Annotated in this window: 17 protein-coding genes; 11 read left to right on the forward strand and 6 right to left on the reverse strand. The window is 33.9% G+C overall.

The annotated features are described in order from the left end of the window. Nucleotides 1-38 precede the first annotated feature (38 nt). From EZV73_RS12710 to EZV73_RS12720, 3 genes are read left to right on the forward strand one after another with little or no spacing between them, the layout of a single operon-like run. Nucleotides 39-1,055 carry a TRM11 family methyltransferase gene (locus EZV73_RS12710; protein WP_240840705.1) on the forward strand — a complete coding sequence of 339 codons (1,017 nt, stop codon included), beginning with the start codon at nt 39-41 and terminating at the stop codon, nt 1,053-1,055. 10 nt (nt 1,056-1,065) lie between these two features. After that, complete coding sequence (locus EZV73_RS12715; protein ID WP_240840706.1) at nt 1,066-2,082, forward strand: GGDEF domain-containing protein; 1,017 nt, start codon at nt 1,066-1,068, stop codon at nt 2,080-2,082. Between the two features lie 49 nt (nt 2,083-2,131). Then, nucleotides 2,132-3,661, forward strand: a complete 1,530-nt coding sequence (locus EZV73_RS12720) for a diguanylate cyclase (protein WP_240840707.1) — start codon at nt 2,132-2,134, stop codon at nt 3,659-3,661. On the opposite strand, the gene EZV73_RS12725 is transcribed toward EZV73_RS12720, so the two are convergent. Beyond that, nucleotides 3,648-6,014, reverse strand: coding sequence for an EAL domain-containing protein (locus EZV73_RS12725; RefSeq protein ID WP_240840708.1), 2,367 nt, complete (start codon nt 6,012-6,014; stop codon nt 3,648-3,650). The two genes, EZV73_RS12720 and EZV73_RS12725, sit on opposite strands and share 14 nt — an antisense overlap. 324 nt (nt 6,015-6,338) lie before the next feature. On the opposite strand from EZV73_RS12725, the gene EZV73_RS12730 reads away from it, so the two are divergent. From EZV73_RS12730 to EZV73_RS12740, 3 genes are all read left to right on the forward strand, one after another. Further along, nucleotides 6,339-6,893 carry a GNAT family N-acetyltransferase gene (locus EZV73_RS12730; RefSeq protein WP_240840709.1) on the forward strand — a complete coding sequence of 185 codons (555 nt, stop codon included), beginning with the start codon at nt 6,339-6,341 and terminating at the stop codon, nt 6,891-6,893. A 207-nt stretch (nt 6,894-7,100) separates the two neighbouring features. Next, nucleotides 7,101-7,442, forward strand: coding sequence for a hypothetical protein (locus EZV73_RS12735; protein ID WP_240840710.1), 342 nt, complete (start codon nt 7,101-7,103; stop codon nt 7,440-7,442). A gap of 294 nt (nt 7,443-7,736) precedes the next feature. Then, nucleotides 7,737-8,099: a DUF4279 domain-containing protein gene (locus tag EZV73_RS12740; protein WP_240840711.1), complete on the forward strand. Its 363-nt coding sequence runs from the start codon at nt 7,737-7,739 to the stop codon at nt 8,097-8,099. Nucleotides 8,100-8,264: 165 nt separating this feature from the next. Here EZV73_RS12740 and EZV73_RS12745 read toward each other — a convergent pair whose 3' ends face one another. Genes EZV73_RS12745 through EZV73_RS12760 form a run of 4 tightly spaced genes read right to left on the reverse strand, consistent with a single transcriptional unit; the run spans nt 8,265 to nt 11,020 of the window. After that, on the reverse strand, nt 8,265-9,494 hold the full coding sequence (locus EZV73_RS12745) for an FAD-dependent oxidoreductase (RefSeq protein WP_240840712.1): 1,230 nt from the start codon (nt 9,492-9,494) through the stop codon (nt 8,265-8,267). Nucleotides 9,495-9,503: 9 nt separating this feature from the next. Further along, nucleotides 9,504-10,073 carry a YeeE/YedE thiosulfate transporter family protein gene (locus EZV73_RS12750; protein WP_240840713.1) on the reverse strand — a complete coding sequence of 190 codons (570 nt, stop codon included), beginning with the start codon at nt 10,071-10,073 and terminating at the stop codon, nt 9,504-9,506. A gap of 23 nt (nt 10,074-10,096) precedes the next feature. Beyond that, a complete protein-coding gene (locus EZV73_RS12755; protein ID WP_240840714.1) occupies nt 10,097-10,324 on the reverse strand; it encodes a sulfurtransferase TusA family protein in 228 nt (75 codons plus the stop codon). Nucleotides 10,325-10,336: 12 nt separating this feature from the next. Further along, complete coding sequence (locus EZV73_RS12760) at nt 10,337-11,020, reverse strand: YeeE/YedE thiosulfate transporter family protein (protein WP_240840715.1); 684 nt, start codon at nt 11,018-11,020, stop codon at nt 10,337-10,339. Between the two features lie 190 nt (nt 11,021-11,210). Between EZV73_RS12760 and EZV73_RS12765 the strand changes: the two genes are divergently transcribed. Continuing rightward, complete coding sequence (locus tag EZV73_RS12765) at nt 11,211-12,107, forward strand: LysR family transcriptional regulator (protein ID WP_240840716.1); 897 nt, start codon at nt 11,211-11,213, stop codon at nt 12,105-12,107. Here the strand turns inward: EZV73_RS12765 and EZV73_RS12770 are convergent. Further along, the gene (locus tag EZV73_RS12770; protein WP_240840717.1) at nt 12,104-12,322 is read right to left on the reverse strand and encodes a sulfurtransferase TusA family protein; all 219 of its coding nucleotides are present in this window, start codon (nt 12,320-12,322) and stop codon (nt 12,104-12,106) included. The two genes, EZV73_RS12765 and EZV73_RS12770, sit on opposite strands and share 4 nt — an antisense overlap. A 59-nt stretch (nt 12,323-12,381) precedes the next feature. Here EZV73_RS12770 and EZV73_RS12775 point away from each other — a divergent pair, with 59 nt between their 5' ends. Genes EZV73_RS12775 through EZV73_RS12790 form a run of 4 tightly spaced genes read left to right on the forward strand, consistent with a single transcriptional unit; the run spans nt 12,382 to nt 15,899 of the window. Beyond that, complete coding sequence (locus tag EZV73_RS12775) at nt 12,382-13,116, forward strand: glycosyltransferase family 2 protein (protein ID WP_240840718.1); 735 nt, start codon at nt 12,382-12,384, stop codon at nt 13,114-13,116. Next, nucleotides 13,061-14,272, forward strand: coding sequence for an ATP-grasp domain-containing protein (locus EZV73_RS12780; RefSeq protein ID WP_240840719.1), 1,212 nt, complete (start codon nt 13,061-13,063; stop codon nt 14,270-14,272). The genes EZV73_RS12775 and EZV73_RS12780 overlap by 56 nt, the downstream gene beginning before the upstream one ends. Continuing rightward, nucleotides 14,269-15,174, forward strand: a complete 906-nt coding sequence (locus EZV73_RS12785) for an ABC transporter substrate-binding protein (protein WP_240840720.1) — start codon at nt 14,269-14,271, stop codon at nt 15,172-15,174. The genes EZV73_RS12780 and EZV73_RS12785 overlap by 4 nt, the downstream gene beginning before the upstream one ends. Further along, nucleotides 15,168-15,899: an ABC transporter permease gene (locus EZV73_RS12790; protein WP_240840721.1), complete on the forward strand. Its 732-nt coding sequence runs from the start codon at nt 15,168-15,170 to the stop codon at nt 15,897-15,899. The genes EZV73_RS12785 and EZV73_RS12790 overlap by 7 nt, the downstream gene beginning before the upstream one ends. Nucleotides 15,900-15,902: the final 3 nt, after the last annotated feature.

Below are 15,902 nucleotides of genomic sequence, written 5' to 3' on the forward strand. Positions count from 1 at the left end.
TTAAATCATATGGTAAAATTCTCTCGGAGGTAGAGTTAATGAAACATGCAATACTATTAAAACCCAACGCTAATATTCCTTATTTTGAGGAAATGAAAAAAATGTGTATATATGAAGCATCAATTGTCCTAAAGGCAATTGGTGTTGATTACAGTGATATAAAAGTAGAAGAGATTGGTCCGGCTCACTATATGTTTATTGAAACAGAAGAAGCCATTGATCAAGATCTGTTTGGTCATATTGAAAATTTATCATTTTATTATACTTATTTTAAAGTGGTAGATGAAAGCTTTATGCCTGTTAAAAAAGTACCTGAAAGATACTTTGGTGAGGACTTGAGCAATAGACTTAAGTACAATGGCAAGACCAATGAAATGTTTACCCGTATGATGCTGAACTTAGCCATTTATACTTCTAAGTATTACGCCAAAGAGGTCATCAATGTCTTTGATCCTGTTTGTGGTAGAGGTACGACTTTATTTGAAGCCATGATTAGGGGCCACCATGCTTATGGTGCTGAGCTCGATAAAAGGTCAGTCAGTGAACTGGGTCAATATTTTCAAAGATATTTAAAGGAAGGAAAGTACAAACATCAAGTTGTAAGAGGCAAGGCCATTCAAAACAAGTTGGTGCTTGGTGAGACATTCGAAGCTTATATAGGTACATCAAAAGAAGAAGTAAAGAAGAAAACAGGCAAGACCATAAAAGTCTTGAGAGGTGATACGACCCAGTCTAATCTATACTTCAAGAAACAGTCTATGGACGTTCTAGTTGGCGATTTACCATATGGTGTACAACATATGTCAAAGCATGATGAAGGCCATTCTAGGTCTGTTGATGAGCTTTTAGATGCATCTTTCAAGGCCTGGTATCAGCTTGTAAAAAAAGGTGGGGCATTGGCGCTATCTTGGAACACTTATACCAATACAAGAGACGAGTTGAAAGAAAAGTTAGAGCAAGCCGGCTTTACAGTTATAGATGATGAAATTTATTTAGGATTCCATCACAGGGTTTCTCAAGCCATTAATAGAGACGTAATTGTAGCAATTAAGTGAGCGTGATTGTATGAAGGTACATCCTGGAAATACACTAGAACTAAATAATGATATTAGGCATAGACTTTTTAGAAGCTATGCCTTAATTTGCGTCATCTTGGGGCTGCTTTTTACTGTCATTAATGCAATCAACAAAAGACCAATGATTAATATCTTAACAGGCATCTTCATTGCTCTTGTGTGTGGCCTAATATACTTTTTAACTAATAAAGACAAGTTTAGAGGCCTAGCCAGACTTATCTTCTTATTTTTTTTCACTTTTATTTATATACCCTTTTCTTATCCAACAACTCCTGGTACACAGAGTGCTATGCCTTATCTTATGATTTTGGTTGTTTTCATTTTGACTGTGGTATGTGTAAGACCTTGGGAGTATTTTTTTCCATTTTTCGTAATTATGGAGTCTTTGATACTTTTTAGACTTGAGATCAGTCAACCAGAACTTTTTTATGTTTATACAGATCCTGTTTATAGAATCAATTATGTAGTTGTTACCTTAGCTATTATGTTGACAATGGTTTTTATCATGCACCAATACAATAGGTATAACAAAGAACTTTATGATAAATCAACAAGAGATGTTTTGACAGGCCTTTATAACAAGAGATACTTTGACGACTTTGCTAAGCTTGAATATGAGCGTGCCCTTAAAGGACATACCATCTTTTCTCTTGTTCTTATAGATATCAATCATTTTAAGAAAGTCAATGATGTTTATGGTCATCTGAGAGGTGACCAAGTATTGGCTGAAATAGCTGCAATTATTAAAGAGAATTTTCCGAATGATATCTGCGTTAGATATGGAGGCGATGAGTTCTTGGTATTGGTTCAAGATACTCAAAAACAAGCCTTAAAAGACCGCCTCATTGATTTAGAAGAAGCTTTCAAAGTCTACTTTGAAGCTTATGAGGATTTGAGATTGGCAGCAGGGATAGGGGTTGCAGATAGTAAAGATAAGACATTAAATGAGATTATCGCACTGGCAGATGGCTTGCTTTATAAGGATAAAGTTGATAAAAAAGCTTAAAAACTGAGATATTATATGTTAATTGGGTATTAAACGAATAGGTGAGTCTATGAGAAAGTTCATTCATTTATTCAAAAGATACCTTTTTTCTTTTGTATTAGTTATTGTTGGAATAATGGTTTTCATTCAGTTTGCAGAACTTGTACTAACAAAAGAAGCGTATTTGGAAAATTATATTTTGGATACTGTAGCTGGTATAGAGGGGCTTAGTAACGTTTCTATTGAAAACAAGGAAAATGTTGTTAAGGCTTTATTTGTTATGGAAATGAATTGTGAGACATCATCACTTTTAAGGCAAGTTTATGATGCTAATGATGCCTATAAAGACCAATTAAGAAATCAACTCTTTCAAATACATAAACCAAAATTTGATGTTTATAAAGAACTTGGCATTAGACAGTATCAAATTCACTTAAGAGATGCTGAAAGTTTTTTGCGAGTCCATAATCCTTCTGTTTACGGTGATGATTTAACTGAGATAAGGCGAACTGTTGTAGATGCATTAGAATCAAGAGTCCTTGTAAAAGGCATGGAAGAAGGAAGATTTTCAAACGGGTATAGATATGTCTTTCCGATTATAGAGGATAATGAACTTTTAGGTTCAATTGAATACTCTTATTCCTTAAAAAGTATGCTAAAACCAGTTATCGATACTTATGATTTAACAAGTGTGTTTATGGTCAATAAAGATGAGGTTGATAGTAAAACTTTTATGAGTATCTCGAGAGATTATACGACTGATATTCGATTTAATGATTGGTACTTAGATAATAGCTTCTCTAACGAGAATCTTGAGGAAAAAGTGTTATTGAATAAAGGTGAATTCCTCCTTATAAATAATCAAGTAATTGAAAACATTCAAACTGGGGTATTTGGAGTTGATGCATTTGTATATGAAAAGTTCGATGATAAACTTGTATGGGCTATGCCATTTGAAGTAAGGGATTACACCGATAGAGTTTTAGGTTACTTGATACACTATAAAAATGATGACGTTCTAATGGATTTGGTAGATCAAAGAGATAAACAGATTAGAGGTTCCTTGTCTATGATTCTAGTTTCTCTTATTCTTTTGTCAGCTATATGGAAACTCTACTCTGTAACACGAATAAATGCTCACCACGATTCTTTAACAAATTTATACAATCGCCATTACTTCTACAATTATATAACTGAAAAGGTGAAAATAGGTACGATATTGATGATTGATATTGATGATTTTAAGCTAATTAACGATAAATATGGTCATGACTGTGGAGATAAGGTTTTAACTGCACTTGCAAAAACTCTTAAGGACCATGTAAGAAGCAATGACAATGTACTCAGATGGGGTGGCGAGGAGTTTCTTGTAGTTTTAAAGGATACACCTTTAAAGGAAGGTTACAATAAAGCCTGTCATCTAAGAAAAATAATAGAAGAAACCAGCTTTAATGATAAGAAGTTGACCATATCCATTGGTGTCAGTAAATTAAGAGATGACTTTGAATCTTCTATAAAGGAAGCAGATCAAGCTTTATACTTTGTAAAAGAACATGGAAAAAATAGTGTGAAGATATTTGAAAGGTCTATGGATTCATAGACCTTTCTTCAATGGCTTTTGGTTTGTCAAAGTAGAAGCCTTGGAATTGATCGCATCCCATGTTTACAAGTAGATTATAAGTAGCTTCATTTTCAACACATTCAGCAACAACAATATAATCCATTTGATGACATAATTGTATCAATCCATTAACTAGATTCTGAATATCTTTGTTAGATATTAATTGAGTAATTAAGTAACAGTCAATCTTAACTTTGTTAATCGGCAGATTACTTAGAGTATTTAAGGATGCATCTCCTCTTCCGAAATCATCTAGTTCAACAGTAATTCCTAATACTTTTAATGCTTCTAGTTTTTTCTTTGAAGTTTCAATATCGTATTTTAGGATATCTTCTGTTACTTCTATTGTTAAGAAATCTGGTGTTAGTTGTTCATTTCTAATGATTGCTAGTGTATTAGAGATAAACAATGGATTTAAGAGTTGTCTATGGGATAGATTCATACTTATTTTTTTAGGAGCATTCTGAACACTTTTCATTGTTTTATAGTCATGACATATCCTTTTTAGGATATTCTGACCAAACTCAGTATCTAGACCACTCATTTCTATATGACTTATGAAATCAGCTGGCATTAACAGACCTTCATCAGGATGATTCCATCTGACAAGTGCTTCTTTTGCGACACATACCTTTTCTTTGTTATAGATGTTTTGATAATGTAGTATGAACTCATCATTAAAGATTGATTTTCTAAGATCGTCATAAATTCCTGAATGTTCATACTCGCTTCGAGGAATGAATCTAGAAAACATTTTGTAGTTGTTTCTACCTTCCTTTTTAGCTGTTTCGAGCGCAATTTGAGCACATTCTATTAAACCAATGCTCATACCAACATCATCAGGATATTTTGATATACCGATAGATGAAGAAATGTTTATATGATACTTTGAGCTATAGGCAATTTGATTAAAGAGATTAATGATATATTCTGCATGTGTTGATATTTCATCTAGTTTTGGGTCAAATTCTAAGAATGCAAATTCATCACCTGATGTATGATACACAAACAAGTTGTGATCCTCTGCTTCTCTTAATTTATTACTGATTTCTTTTATGAAGGCATCACTTTTCCTTTTACCTAAGATATCATTTATCACTCGGAAATTGTCTAAATCCAAAAGATATAAAGCCATCTCTCTGTTACCATATAGTTTCAAATCGTACTTAAGTTTTTCTAGGTTAGCAAGTCCTGTATGGGTATTGTAATATGCCACATGTTCAAGCTTGATTACTCTATTTGCGACTTTATCAAGTACATCATTGGTTAATTGTGATAGGATACCGACTTCATCATTTGTAGTGACTTTAATTGTTTCGGCATAGTTGCCCAACTGAGCTTTTTTCAATGCATGAGATACTTCATTAATCTTTAATACATATCTGTTAACAATTGCAATAACAAGACCTGAAAAAAATACAATAAATAAGAAGTAAGTTATAAAAATACGATTGATATTTGTACGGACATCTTTCAAAATACTTTCGTTTTCCACACTATAAACATATGTCCAATCATTGTGAGAGTTACTAATATAGTGTCTGTAAGATTTATTATCTACAAACGAATCAACATAACTTGGTGGTTCATTATGGTCATAGTCAAGATTTGCAGGATCGCCTTCTGCTTTCAATGGGTGATAAATAATCTCTTGTTCATCATTAAAGCACCAATAGTAAGCTGTATCATCATAATTAAGAGGACTCATCAACTGACGCACCTTATTCATATCTAAGTACATTCCAATAATTCCGATAAACTGATCTTCATATATTAATGGTCTTACATAAGATGTAATATACTCATCATATCTATTTCTGTAAGGAGGAATCCAATAACCTAAGTTGCTGTTTTCAACATCATAGAAGAATGACATGTTATCTTTCTCTATATATCTTCTATATGGAATTTGCTCATGACGCATAATTGTGTCTTCTTGATAAGTCAACCAAATGTCTAGAATATCATCTTCTGAACTAGGCTTAAAAAATGCATAAATACTGTAACTTGGTGCATCACTTGATTCTAGATAATTGGTAAACAGTTTTATAATTCTATCTTCAAATATACTTTTGTTTTCTCTTTTTTCGTCATAATAAAGCTCTATTTGCACACCATAACTGTTTACTACAGATTCTATTAGAATCATTTCTTTTTCTAAAATGTCTTTCATTTGTGACACCTTATTAGAATTTAATTCATTTATTCGAACTTCAGAATCATTAAACAGTGATTTAGATGTAATCAAATAAAGGGGGAAACTCATTATCATGATAGCAATTAAGACAAGAACTATTAGTTTTATTGTAATTGAGTTTAAGCTTCTTTTCATCTTTGCTCCTTTTTCTTCCAAATATATTTACCCACGTCATAAGTGATAGAAACAAAAAAGTATTCAAGTTAGCTACTACAACTTTACTAGACAGATGGAAAATTTCAATAACGAAGTGCTATGAAATATATTAGTATATGAGGGGACGTTCTGATTTACGGGGATGTGTAATTATTTTAATGTTCAGGCAAGTAAATTATAGAGTAATATTGTAATGAGGGATATGTTTCACGACTTGAAATGTTACCAACTATGATGAATTAGAAACATATCGAACAGATACAGATTTTAGTTATCCCAATTATATTGAGGTGGAATAGTATTATGAGAGTAAAGCATTTAAAGCATAAGGATAAAGGGCGATATCTGGCATTCAATAAACTCGTTGTTGATAATGAACATCTTGAAGATGAACTTGAGAAACTAATGTTTTGTAATCCGTTTTCTAAAGTTGAAGAGGATTGTTTTTATATAGAAGAAAATGATCAAATTGTAAGTTCGTTAATTCTCACGAAGAAAAACCATAAGGTAGGAGAGACTCTGTTCCAAGTTGGTGAATATGATATTGTAGGTACTCATCCCAATTTTAGAAGTAAAGGATATTGCAGAGAACTTATGGAATATTCATTTGAAGCAATGAAGAAAGACAATATTTTTTTGTGCCGACTTATTGGGATTCCAAATTTTTATCAACAATTTGGATTTGAGTATTCTGTTCCAGCTTATTTCTATAATTATGTTAACCTTAACAAGGAAAAACTTAAGAATTGTAAAAGTGAATACTCATCTAAATTAATCGATGTATTTAATGATGATCTTTTATCAAAGATGATTACTATGTTTACGCAAGCAAGTAGTAAAACTTTGGTTCGGAATTAAGAAGTGTTGAGTACCTTAGATCTATGATAGAAGAAAAAACAATCGAAAAAGGATCCGTATGGTATATATGATGAAGATGATCTTTGTGGTTATGCTTGGCTGAAAACAGAAAAAAATATGATAGTGATAAAAGAAGTTGCAGTATTAAATGATACAGCATCAGAGAGTTTCTGTTCAGAACTTTAAAATGGAATAATGACTAGTGATATGACTGAAATTGGTATAAGATCACCACTGAATAATACTTTCGCACGTTATGTATATAAAAAGGGGGTAACATTCAGTTGCAATAGTGAAATATTTGAGGGTACCTGGGGAGAAATGTATAAGTTACTTGATTTAAAGAAGGCATTGGTTGGTATCTTAGACTTATTAAATGAACGACTGAAACAATCAATATATTATAATCTAAATGGCTGTTATAGTATTGTTACTGAAAGCGACAAAGCGACCTTATCAATTAAAGATGGAATAATTGAAGTAACAGATGATTCTGGAATTGAAATAAGTATTCATAGTAATATTTTCACACCCATTTATACTTGTTAAAATCTATTGAAAATTATTTAGATAAGATTGATTTTCCAAATAATGATGTAAGGCAAGTATTTGAAACATTGTTTAAAAAAAGGATATCCATATATTTGGACACTGGATATCAATGATAGTCAAAATGAAATAACATATTAAGAGGCTTCTGATATGTGTGAGTTTGAACATTTATGTAATGTAAAAATATGAGTTGTATATTATGAAAATTACAAGGATTATCATAACTGTTCTAAGATATATGATTAAGTGATATTTAGTTGACAGAAAAAGTATTTAAAGGAAGGTGACTATATGAATCCAATCCCTTATTTTAGGTATTCAGTTTCCCTTAGAATTTCGGGTAACGATTTAGAGTCTGATGAAATTTCAGCAAAACTTAATTTGATAAATTCAAGTAATAGGCGAAATGATGTTTGGATTTATAAGATTCAGCATGGAGAAGATAAACATATTAATCAACAACTTATTGAGTTGTGGGATTTGTTAGTTGAACATAAGTCTTACTTGATTGGACTAAAGGTAAAGTATAAGTTGGATGTGTTTTGCTCATATACATCAGATTGTGACCATGCAGGTGTTGAGATTTCATCAGAAGCATTGGAAATATTCAACCAACTAGGTATACCATTCGGCTTATCAATAATTGTAATATAGGTTAACCTACACCTATCACTAGATCTAAGCGAGATCTACTGATAGGCATCTCATCGACATATTGAAAGATTTAACTTAAGTCCAAGGCAATAGGAATCTTGTAAATTGGAAAAATCAAATATACAAGTCAAAAAAAAAGACACTGTGCAAACAGTGTCTTTAATATTATAAGTTTGAAATTGTATCAGAAATTGTATCTGCACACATTTCAGTGATTGTCTTAAATACATCACCATCTTTTGTAATAACAACTGATGGGAATGTTTCAACATTTAGCTTTTCAGCAATACCTGTTGATTTGTAAACATCCACTCTATTAACAACTAAGTTTTCAAATTGGTTTTCAATATTTTCAATACTTGCTAAGAATTCTCTAGAGTCATTATCTACAGCATTGTATAAATAAATTAAACCAGGATGTTCTTTTTGCATGATCTTATCGTTGAAGATTTCTTCTTCTGCGATGTATTTTTCAGCAGCAGTACCAGCAATAGCGCCATCACCAACTGCAGTCGCAATTTGACGTAACCATTTGTCAGTAACATCACCAACTGCAAATACACCAGGGATATTGGTTTCTTTTTTCTCATCTACAGGCACGTATTTTCTGTTCGTCAACTCAACTTGACCTTCAAATAGCTCTGTATTTGGTAAGTAACCAATAAACTCAAAACAGTTATCACATGAAATTGGAATAAGCTCGTCTGTCTTAACGTTCTTAAGTACAACTGTATCAAGGTGATTTTCACCTTCGAAACTATGTACAACAGTATTCCAAACGAATTCCATTTTTGGATTAGCTAAAGCTGCAGCTTTGGCAATCTCATTACAATCCATGATACCTTCGTCATGCATAACAGATACTGTAACCTTGCTTGCAAACTTAGTAAGGAACATACCTTCTTCAATTGCAGCATCACCTGAACCGATAACAACTACATGCTTATCCGTGTTAGCTGCTGCATCGCAAGTAGCACAGAAAGAAATACCTTTGTCGAACAAGTACTTGTCTTCGTTTAATGCACCTGTAATTCTAGGACGACCGCCTGTAGCGATGATAACAGTTTTTGCGATGTATTTATTTCTAAATGTCTCAATAACTTTTTCTTCGCCCATTAAGTCAACTGATTTAACAGCTGTTAGTTTGAATTTAACGCCCATGTTTTCAGCTTGTTTTTTCATTAAGTTGGTGATTGTTTCACCCTTAGGCTCATCTGGGAAACCAGGGTAGTTTGCTATTTCATTTGTATATGTAGCCAATCCACCTACTAAACCTTTTTCTATTAAAATTGTTTTCAATCTAGCACGTCCGGCATAGATTGCAGCTGATAATCCACCTGGACCACCACCGATGACAACCACGTCATAATGCTCGACTTTTTTCTCTCTAGCCATACTTACTCCTTACATAAAGAACTTAACCAGTAATTTACTACCGACTACTGCACCTGCAAACATGGCAACTGCAAACACCCATCCTGAAACAGATAATGAAGCAATACCAGAAAATAGTGCACCTATATTACAACCTGCTGCAATTCTAGCACCATAGCCCATAGCTAAACCACCTAAAATTGCTGCGACAATTTGCTTTTTTGATTTGATCTTTTTAATCTTGAAACCTGAAGCTAATAGGGTAGCTGCAAGTGCACCAAAGATAATACCAAGGTTACGCCATGTTCCTGCATGCGCTAGGAAACCTGCGTCCAAAGTAGATTGTGCACCCGGTGATGCAAAGTAGTACCATTTGTCTACTGAACCACCGAAAAGTTCAACTAACCATGCGCCCCAATAAGCGAATACACCAGAAACACCCCATGGGTTACCAGTAGCAGCCAGTGTTATAATTTGAAATATGGCTAAAAGTACTGCTGCTGCCACGTAAGTAAGAGGGCTTTTGATCCATTTCTTGTAGTACTCATTTTTCTTGACACGATCAAAAAACTTTACTTTATTTTCAACTTTATTTTCCAAAGTTTGACCTCCTTATTTGAGGATTATTTTGATTTTTCGATGATTACTTCCCACTCGCCGTCATCTACTTCTTCAACTTCCACGTTATGGCCGTCATTTCTTGCCCACTCTGGAACGTTCTTCATTGCACATGAATGGTCGATTTGTACGATTAAGATATCGCCAACTGACATTTCTTTTAATTTATTTTGAGCCTTTACTAGAGGTACTGGACACGCTTCGCCTAAACAATCAATTACTACTTCGTTCATATTCTTTCTCCTTTAATTTGCTTTTCTTTTCTCTTCATATTTTTCAGCTGCTACATACAATAATCCAATGATTAGTAATTGGATGAATATTGCACCAGCCCAACCGAATACATCTGGTAAGAATATTGGCTTACCTTTTGAAATAACATTTAACTTCCACCATCCGAAATCATGAGCGCCCCATAATGAGCCGATTATGAAAAATAACAATGAAAGAAGCTGCATGTGAAAACCTTCGCCGACTCTCATAAGAGTACCTGATGCACAGCCACCTGCGATTACCATACCGATACCGAAGATGAATGCACCAAAGATAGTTCCTAAACTAACTGGAGCGACATAACTCATACCAGGCATTGGTAAACCCATTGATTGGTAGCCATATTTGATGGCTGCAAATCCTAAGGTTGCAATTGCAAATGCTATAAGTACTGCTCTTGTAATTGATGTACTTCCTGTTAGATAAGGATCTCTCATAGAAGCGGTGAAACAAAATCTTCCTTTCTGGAGTATAACACCAAAGGCAATACCCGTTACCCAAAATAGTAAAAGCTTACCGCTTTGAGCACCTAAGTAAATACCGATTGCAATAATGATTGCAACCATTAATACTCCGACAGGAATTTGATTTTTCTTTGGCTTTCTTTTAGCTCTAGAAGACGATCTTCTTGAGGCTAATGAACTCTGTTCTGCCATTAAATCACTCCTTACATGATAGAATTTGACACTAACTTAACAATCTCACACCTATAATATACCACCAATATTTGATAAATAATTAACTATATTTGAAAACCAATATTAGAAAAACTTATAGCAAAAAAGAAAAACTCGTCTTATAATGATAGTAATAGAGGAGAATTTCCTAATAAATTGGAGGTAATAGATGAACATAGGCACGTTGAAGTACTTTAAAGAAATAGTTGAAGCACAAAGTATATCTAAGGTAGCTCAAAACAGCCATATATCACAATCTGCCCTTAGTCAAATCATACAAAAGTTAGAAAGTGAACTGGGATATAAGCTATTAAATAGATCCAATAAAGGGGTTTATCCGACGGATATGGGAAAGATTGTTTATAAGTATTCAGGCACCATGCTTAGAATTTACGAGAAAATGGAAGATGAACTTTTAATGAGGATGCATAAGCTTGACAGTGTAAGAATTAATGGCTATCCATCTTTTATCAATTATTCTTTACCATGTATTCTATATAAGATTAAGAAAAAGTTTCCGAATTATAAATTTGAAGTTCATTCCAAATCCAGTGAGGAGTCTTTCAATGACCTTAATAACGAACTGACAGACATTGCATTTGTAAGTGAAGAACCAAATGATGATCGTTTAAACTACTCTTACATTGGTAAAGAAAAAATAGTGTTGGCGGCTTGTTCAAAAAATAACATTCCTGATAAGATTTCAATCAAGGAGTTGATGAAATATGAGTTTATTACATTAGATGATTCGTATCCAATTAACAAATTTTTAAGAAAGAAAATGAAGGATATCGATTTAAGTTTTGATGACTTAAATGTCATGTTTGAAGTCGATTCTATTGGAGCAGCTAAATCTTCATTAAGTAATAACCTGGGATTAAGCTTTTTACCCTATATGTCTATTAAAAAAGAAGTTTATGAAAATGAGTTTAAGTTGGTAGAACTTACAGATTTCTCATTGGATTATGATATGTATTTATCATCAAAAAAAGACGCCGCACATGCAGAGTCTTTACAACCTATTATTGAATATTTTGTTAAGAGTGGTACGAGTGAGTTTTGTTAAGCTTTAACAACTGTTATTTCCCAAACGCCATTGATGACCTCATCAATGGTGATGCTATTTGCAGAATCTGAATAATAATCATCAATGGATTCCACAACACATGAATGATCAACCACCAACATAATTGACTGGCCGGATTCCATTTTCTTAAGTTGTTGCTGGAGTCTCACTAAAGGTACTGGACATATTTCGCCGAAGCAATTAATTTTTTCCATTGTTCACCGCCTTTGTACCCATTGTAACTTAAGACTATATGTTTGTCTATGGAGGAGATATGATGCTTTCTATCATTATACCTGTATATAACAGTGCTGCTTCACTGGAAAAACTGAATAAAACCATAGATCAAGCCCTCAATATTTCCTATGAAATTATTTTTGTCAATGATTGTTCAAGTGACTCAAGCCAGAAAGTACTAGATGGCTTAACAGGACCTGTACGGGTGCTTGAACTGCCATTTAATCATGGTCAACAAGGGGCGATCTTTGAAGGCATGAAAATTGCAAAAGGTGATTATATTCTTACCATGGACGATGACTTGCAACATAATCCAAAAGACATCTCAAGGTTATTAGAGGAAATTGAAAAGGGATATGACCTAGTATATGGCATCAGTCAAGAAGAAATGGTGAATTACAGGCAAGTGGGCTCTAAACTAACCGCTTACTTCTTTAAGACAAGATACAAACACCTTGGAAAAAAAAGAGTCAGTTCATTTAGGATATTTACTCAAGCACTCAATAAAAAAGCTTTGGAGTGTCCTTATAAATACATCTATTTAAGTGGCATTATGCTCAAACATACTAAAAAAATTGGTCAGGTCCATATAGTAAAAAACAAAAGATTATATGGTCAATCTGGTTATAACTTTAAAAAGCTTGTATGGTTATTTTTGCGATTAAACTTCTATTACGGTTATTTCCCAGACTTTATGAAACCTAAGAGGACAGAATATGAAAAGAATAATGATGTTAGGCGCAGGCAGCCTGCAGTTGAACGCCATACGTAGGATTAAAGAGATGGGGCATCAAGTTGTTGCCAGCGATTATCTTGAATCTTCACCTGGTAAGAAGCTATCGGATTATGCTGTAATGGCAGATACCTTTTCTTATGAAGAAACACTTGAAGGTGCTAAAAAATATGACATTGATGCAATTATGACAACAGGGACGGATCAGCCAGTCTTAACAGCAGCCTTGGTATCAGAAGCACTTGGACTAAAGAGCTCCTTATCATCAGAACAAGCCCTGTGGGTGACCAATAAGAAGTTGATGAAAGAAATTTTTATCAAACATGATATTCCTACAGTAGAACAAGTATTTTTAAAGAAGGACTTTATCGATATCCCCTTTGATCCACCTTATGTGATGAAACCATTAGATTCACAGGGGCAAAGAGGTATCTATAAAGTTAGATCAAAAAAAGAAGTCAGAGACTTAATAGGTCAGACTCTTTCATATTCAAGACAAGATGAAATCCTTTTGGAAAAGTTCTATGAGAACCAAGAAGTTACAGTATCTGGCTGGGTACGTGATGGAATGGTATATGTTTTAACCATTACAGACAGAGTGACTTTTTCATCAGATGAACATATTGGTGTTTGTTTATCTCATGAATACCCGACCATTCATCAGGCTTATCTTGATGACTTAGAAAGCTTGACTAGAAAAATCTGCAAAGCTTTTGAAATTGAAAATGGCCCTATTTATTTTCAGTTTTTAATTGGACAAGAGGGCATTATGGCCAATGAAATTGCTTGTAGAATTGGTGGTGCTTATGAAGATATGACCATTCCCTTTGTAACTGGCTTTGACATTCTAAAACATCAGATCGACCAAGTTTTAGGTATCAGGCATCCTGTAAAAGTAGAAAGAAACAATCAAGTCTTTTCAACACAGTTGTTCTTTTGTAAACCAGGAAAGATCAGTGACATTAAAATAGACGCATTAAAACAAGAGGATTATATAATGGACATAGGTGTCAATTATAAGATTGGTGATGTGATTTCTACAACACAAAATGCTTCACAAAGAGCTGGTTATATGGTTATAACTGGTCCTGATGAAGAAAGGCTTACTGAAAACATATCCAAGGCCTATGACCTATTAGAAATATTGGATGAAGAAAGAAATTTAGTTATTAGAGGAAAGAGATTTTATCGATGAAAAAAATTCTAATTATATTAGTCATGTTGGTTTCCTTAGTTGCATGTAACAAAGAGGAAAAGAAAATTGTAATAGCAGAGCAGTATGGCCTTGCTTATGCACCGGTACAAATTATGATGGCAAAAGGTTATCTAGAAGAAGCATTACCCGACTATGAGATTCAGTGGGCTAAGTTAGGCAATACCATGGCTATACGTGAAGCCATGACAGCCGATGCTCTAGATGCAGCATTTTTAGGTATTCCACCTTATATCATCGGTACGGACGCCGGTATGGAGTGGGGACTTTTTACAGGTTTATCAAGAGCGCCACTTTCTTTAATGGGACGTGAAGAAGGTACTTTGGAAACCATTAAAGATGGTCGAATCGCTTTACCGCAACCAGGTTCAATACAACACATACTATTATCAATGGCAGCAGAAAGAAGCTTTGCTGATGCAACTGTGTTTGATAATCAACTGGTGACCATGAAACATCCTGACGGTATGCAGGTGCTTATAAACGGTAATGAAGTAGATTATCACTTTACTTCTCCGCCATATGTCTTCCAAGAAGCAGAAGCAGGCATGCATGAAATCATTTCAGGTGAAGCTTGTTTTGGTGGTCAGTTTACCTTTATCGTAGGCGTTACAAATAAAAGTCTAAAAGAAGATGACATGGCCTATCAGGCTTTATCAAATGCAATTAATAAATCCATTGATTTCATTAAAGAAAATCCAGAGGAAACCTTAGATACATTGACGCCGCTTTATAATCTAGACAGGGAAGTACTCAGATCATATATTTATGATTTCGGTATTGTTTATGAGAAGGATATAAAAGGTATAGAAACATTTGTTGATTTTATGTACAGAAATGACTACATAAAAAATGAATATACAGAAGAAGAACTGATATGGTAAAAAAGCATAAGGTGCTCTTTGTATTTATGATCATTGTTTTGTGGGAAGTATTGGCTTACAGTGGTAAACTGCCGTCTAGTATAGAAATTCTCAAGACTTTTCTAACAGATTTACCTGCCATAGGACTGGCTGTGTACAACTCTATCTTAGTCATCTTTAAGGCGATAATCATATCATTGATGGTAAGTGGACTGATGATTTTTATGGGCAGGCATGAAAAAGTTGATGATTGCATTCAAATGCTCGTTACAGTTTGTCATCCCATACCAGGTGTTGCACTTTTGCCTTTGATATTTATGTGGATTGGCCCAGGACCAGATGCCATATTAATCATTGTGACCCATGCTGTTCTATGGCCTTTATACATCAATATCAAGTCTTCATACAAACAGATTCACAGTGATTATGCTTTTCTTTTAAAAGTCTTTAGAGTAGGTAGGCTAAAGAAGGTGACAAAGGTTTATGTTCCAGGTATGATGCCAGGCATACTGTCAGGTTTAAAGATTGGCTGGTCGAGAGGCTGGAGAGGCTTTATCAGTGCTGAAATGATCTTTTCTGTTATTGGAGAGTCTACTGGTATAGGTTGGTACATCTTTATGTACCGTATTTTTGGTAATATGGCAGGTGTATTCGCTGGTATTGTGGCAGTTATCCTTATCAGCTTAATTGTGGAAAAAGTAGTATTTGAGCAAGTAGAAAAAAGAACCATCGAAAGATGGATTTAGTGC

The sequence above is a fragment of the Acidaminobacter sp. JC074 genome (assembly GCF_022496765.1).
In the GTDB taxonomy this organism is placed as follows: Bacteria; Bacillota; Clostridia; order Peptostreptococcales; family Acidaminobacteraceae; genus JABXKX01.